4 protein-coding genes are annotated in these 4,516 nt (G+C 59.1%); all 4 read left to right on the top strand.

Features of this window, described 5'->3' with window-relative positions:
- The coding region (locus tag AS026_RS26735; RefSeq protein ID WP_062372989.1) for an amino acid ABC transporter ATP-binding protein at positions 1–633 on the top strand (633 nt) is incomplete at its 5' end.
- The gene (locus AS026_RS26730; RefSeq protein WP_062372995.1) at positions 633–1,541 is read left to right on the top strand and encodes a dihydrodipicolinate synthase family protein; all 909 of its coding nucleotides are present in this window, start codon (positions 633–635) and stop codon (positions 1,539–1,541) included. The genes AS026_RS26735 and AS026_RS26730, both read left to right, overlap by 1 nt.
- A 118-nt stretch (positions 1,542–1,659) precedes the next feature.
- Positions 1,660–3,093 (top strand): NAD-dependent succinate-semialdehyde dehydrogenase, encoded by a 1,434-nt coding sequence (locus tag AS026_RS26725; protein ID WP_062372992.1) that lies wholly within the window; start codon positions 1,660–1,662, stop codon positions 3,091–3,093.
- Positions 3,094–3,128: 35 nt separating this feature from the next.
- Positions 3,129–4,516: aminotransferase-like domain-containing protein (locus AS026_RS26720; RefSeq protein WP_028749621.1), on the top strand; the 1,388-nt coding region annotated here is incomplete at its 3' end.

The raw sequence follows: 4,516 nt of genomic DNA, 5'->3' as shown, positions 1-4,516 counted from the left end.
TTCCGCCGCACGGATACCGAACGGCTGAAACTTACCAGTGCACAACTCAATGCTGCGCGCGGCAAAACCGGCATGGTCTTCCAGAGCTTCAACCTGTTCCCGCATCGGACCGCGTTGCAAAACATCATCGAAGCCCCGGTGGTGGTGAAGCATGTGCCCCGCACTGAGGCAGAGGCACAGGCTCGCGAACTCCTTGCTCGTATGGGCCTTCCGGACGCGGGCCACAAATATCCGTCACAGCTCTCGGGTGGTCAGCAGCAGCGTGTCGCAATTGCCCGGGCTCTAGCCATGCAGCCCACCATAATGCTCTTCGACGAGCCTACCTCGGCGTTGGACCCGGAATTAGTGGGCGAGGTGCTGGCTGCAATCCGCCAGCTCGCCGCCGAAGGCATGACCATGGTCATCGTCACGCATGAGATTGGCTTGGCTTATGAGTTGGCCGATCGGGTGATCTTCATGGACCAAGGGGTCGTCGCCGCCAGTGGCGATCCGCGTGAACTACTGCTTTCTGACGCCAATCCGAGGCTAGCGGCTTTCGTCGGGCGCTTCACGGAGCAGGCCCGTCTTCTCAGTCCCCTGGTGGGTTCTACAGTCCCACCTTCATGCTGTCTGAAAACAAAGGATAACCGATAATGGCCAATGTAAACTGGGGCGGTATTTTCCCCGTTCTCGTCACTCCCTTCGGAGCCGATGGCTCCATCAATGAGACCCGCTACAAGGAACTCATCGACGAGGCTATCTCGAATGGCGCGCAAGGGGTCGTGGCGGCTGGTAGCACCGGCGAGTTCTATGCACTCACCACAACCGAACGCGCCCGCCTCTACAAATTGACCGTTGAGCATGTGGCTCGTCGCGTGCCCGTACTGGCAGGTGTTGCCGACCTCCGTGTCGAGGATGTTCTGGAAGCGTGCCAGTCGGCCGTGGCTTCGGGCTGCGCGGGTGGCATGATCCTGCCGCCGATCTACGCCATGCCGAGCCCGCGTGAAATCGTGGCCTTCTTCCAGTACATTTCCACCAACACGCCGCTGCCTCTGATGCTGTACAACAGCCCAAAACGTGCGGGGATCGACATCACGCCGGCCCTCGTGGAGCAACTCTCCGCCCTACCGACTGTGGTCGCGATCAAAGACAGCTCTGGTGTCATCACACAGGTAACCGAGCTTGTACAGCGCGTCGGTGAGAGGCTTCGTGTTTTCGTCGGCTACGAAACAATGATCGTTCCAGCTCGCGCCGTGGGTGCTCATGGGGTGGTCGCAATGGCGCATCAGATCGCCGGGCCGTTGATCCGCGACTATTGGGACAAGGCGCTGACGGGCGATAAGGCCTTGGACGATCTCGGCCGCGATGTCTTCGCCTTTTATCGGTGCTTCCAGTCAGGAGCATACTATGCGGCCATCAAAGAGACCATGAGCCAACTAGGTCGCGACGCCGGTGGCCCACGTTTGCCGTTGCTCCCGCTGGCGGAAGAACAGAAAGCGGCCATCACAAAGATTATTGCCGATGCGGGTCTTGCGCGCTGGGCTAACACGCAGAACGCGTGAGGCCTCATAAGAGGTAGCCGGTGCGGCGCTGGAGCCGCGAAAAGTTAGCGACGCGCTTCACAAGAAACGTTGCCCACATGTTCCGCCTGAGCTGAATTTACCCGTTGAAGGAAGAAATATGTATACGAAACTTGCTCTCCTTATCGATGGAGAATGGATTGAGGAAACCAGGGCTGGCAGCGAAGTTGTTCTCAATCCTGCCACAGAGCAGCCTCTCGGCACCCTGCCGCACGCCGGAAAGCCAGAACTTGATCGCGCGATCGCGGCAGCAAGCCGAGCCTTTGAAGGTTGGAAGCGGACTTCACCTTTCGAGCGTGGACAGATCTTACGCCGTGCCGCCGACCTCATGCGGGAACGTCTGGACCGAATTGCAACGGTGCTGACTTTGGAAGAGGGAAAGACGCTGGCGGAGGCTAAGGGCGAGATCACCGCCGCTGCGGAGTTCTTCGATTGGTTCGCAGAAGAGGGCCGGCGCAGCTATGGCCGAGTAATTCCGGCGCGCATGTCTGATATGCGCCAGACGGTCACACAGGAGCCGGTTGGCCCGGTCGCTTGTTTTACGCCATGGAACTTCCCGGCCGTGACGCCTGCTCGAAAGATCGCTCCGGCGCTTGCCGCAGGCTGCACTTGTATTATAAAACCGGCGGAAGAAACGCCAGGCACTACGCTGGAGATGGCACGGGCGCTCGCCGATGCAGGTCTGCCGAAAGGTGTACTGAACGTCGTTTTCGGTGTCCCTGCCGACGTCTCAGAGTATCTCATTCGCTCGCCGGTCATTCGTAAAATTTCGTTTACGGGTTCGACGCCGGTCGGACGCCATCTCGCTCGCCTTGCAGGAGAGACTTTGACTCTTGCCACCCTGGAGCTGGGCGGCCATGCGCCCGTGATCGTCGCGAAAGACGCCGATGTGCAGCGTGCTGCGGAACTTTCCATGGCGATCAAGCTGCGCAACAGTGGCCAGGTCTGCACCTCGCCGACCCGCTTCTTCGTCGAACGCCCAATCTATGAGGAGTATCTCGAGCATGCTCGAGCCTTTGTAGATAAGCAGGTCGTCGGCGATGGTTTGCGATCCGCCACGACGGTGGGGCCTGTCGCAAACACCCGCCGTGTCGCCGCCATGGATAACCTGATCGCAGATGCCTTGTCTTGTCAGGCGCGGCTCATCGCCGGAGGCGAACGCCTCAATGCTCCCGGTCTCATGTATGGGCCGACCATCCTTGCCGACATCCCTGACCACGCTAAGGCCATGACAGACGAACCTTTTGGTCCGCTTGCGCTAGTGCAACCTGTTGATGACACAGAACAGGCTCTCGCACGGGCCAATGCATTGCCCTATGGTCTTGCCGGGTATGCCTTCACACGCTCTGCCGCGACTGCGAACCGCATAGCGGAGGAAATGGAGGTCGGTGTGATTGGCATCAATCAGATGGTGGTGACGATTCCGGAAACACCCTTCGGCGGAATTGGCGACAGTGGCTGGGGCCGCGAAGGCGGAATAGAGGGTCTGGAATCCTACACTGTAAGAAAATATGTCGGCCATCTCCATTCGTAGCGGGGGATGACATAAAAGGAAAAGGAACGCGGGACATGAGCTTGGACGATTCATTTTCGGGTTGGCGACCACTTCAGCTCGCGTCTGAGGGCCCGCGTTACCTTGCTTTGGTAAATGCGCTGGAACAGGATATTGCCGATGGTCGGCTGACTGATGGCGACCGGCTGCCGGCACACCGTGATCTGGCTCGACAGCTTGGTCTTTCAGTCGGCACAGTCAGCAAAGCCTACCAGGAGGCCGAACAACGAGGCATCGTTAGCGGGCATGTGGGGCAGGGCACCTTCGTTCGGCGCCGCACGATCACCCGCTCGGAGGCTGCGGCAAGGCATGAGCCAGTTAATCTTGGTCTCAACGTACCCGCCGAGGGGAACGAGACACAGATACTGGCTGCATTATTCAGCGAGATAGCACGCGAGCGTGATCTGGGCCCGTTGCTGAGGTACCACCCTCACGCTGGCATCTCGAAACACCGCGAAGTCATCGCGGCCTCATTGTCCGATAGCAGTTTCACCGTTGAGCCGGCGCAGCTGTTCTTGTGCAACGGCGCCCAGCACGCCATCGATATTGCCCTACGTCTGATCGTAAAATCTGGTGACAGCATTCTTGTGGATGCACTGACTTATTCGGGTTTTAAAGCAATCGCTGTAGCCAGTCATCTCAACTTGGTGCCTGTGGAGATGGATAAGGAAGGATTGCGTCCTGACGCGCTGAAACAGGCTTGCCGGGAGTCCGGCGCGCGGGTGCTCTATTGCATGCCTACGCTTCAGAGCCCGACGGCGCGTACCATGAGCATTGCGCGTCGCCGCCGCATTGCCGAACTGGCCGAAGAGCTCGATCTCGCTGTCATTGAGGATGACGTCTACGGCTTTTTCTTCCCCGAACGTCCGGTGCCGATCGCCTCGTTGGCACCGGGCCGCACCTTCTATGTGACGTCCTATTCGAAATGCGTTGCGCCGGGTTTCCGGCTCGGCACATTGACTGTCCCGACAGCGTATACGGGTCAAGCCGAACTCCTTCTGCATGCCTCCGCCTGGTTTGTTGCTCCCATGATCAGCGAGGCAGCTGTGCGGCTGATTGAAAGCGGAGACTTGGAAGAACTTTTGCGTGAGAGGCGCCGGCAGGCGTTGGAGCGTTACCGGGTGTTCCTGGAGGTCTTCCCCGAAGCCTCAAAGCTTCAGTTTCCAGCCTTCTACGCGTGGTTGCCCTTGCCGCCAAAGTGGTCTCCGGATCAGTTTGCGGCTGCCGCACGAGGTTGCGGCATATTCGTGACGCCATCGATCGCCTCCGCTGTAAGTGACGGCAACCCGGGTGCAGTACGCATTTGCTTGGGTGCGCCCAAGGATCTTGTAGAACTTTCAGAAGTGCTTCAGACGTTGCGCGAGATCCTGGGTCGCCACCCTCTAAACGTCGTTTCTGTCGCGTA

The organism is Rhizobium altiplani (assembly GCF_001542405.1).
GTDB classification, from domain to species: Bacteria; Pseudomonadota; Alphaproteobacteria; order Rhizobiales; family Rhizobiaceae; genus Rhizobium; species Rhizobium altiplani.
Note: the sequence above shows the minus strand (reverse complement) of the source record. Positions and strands in the feature narration are given on the sequence as shown.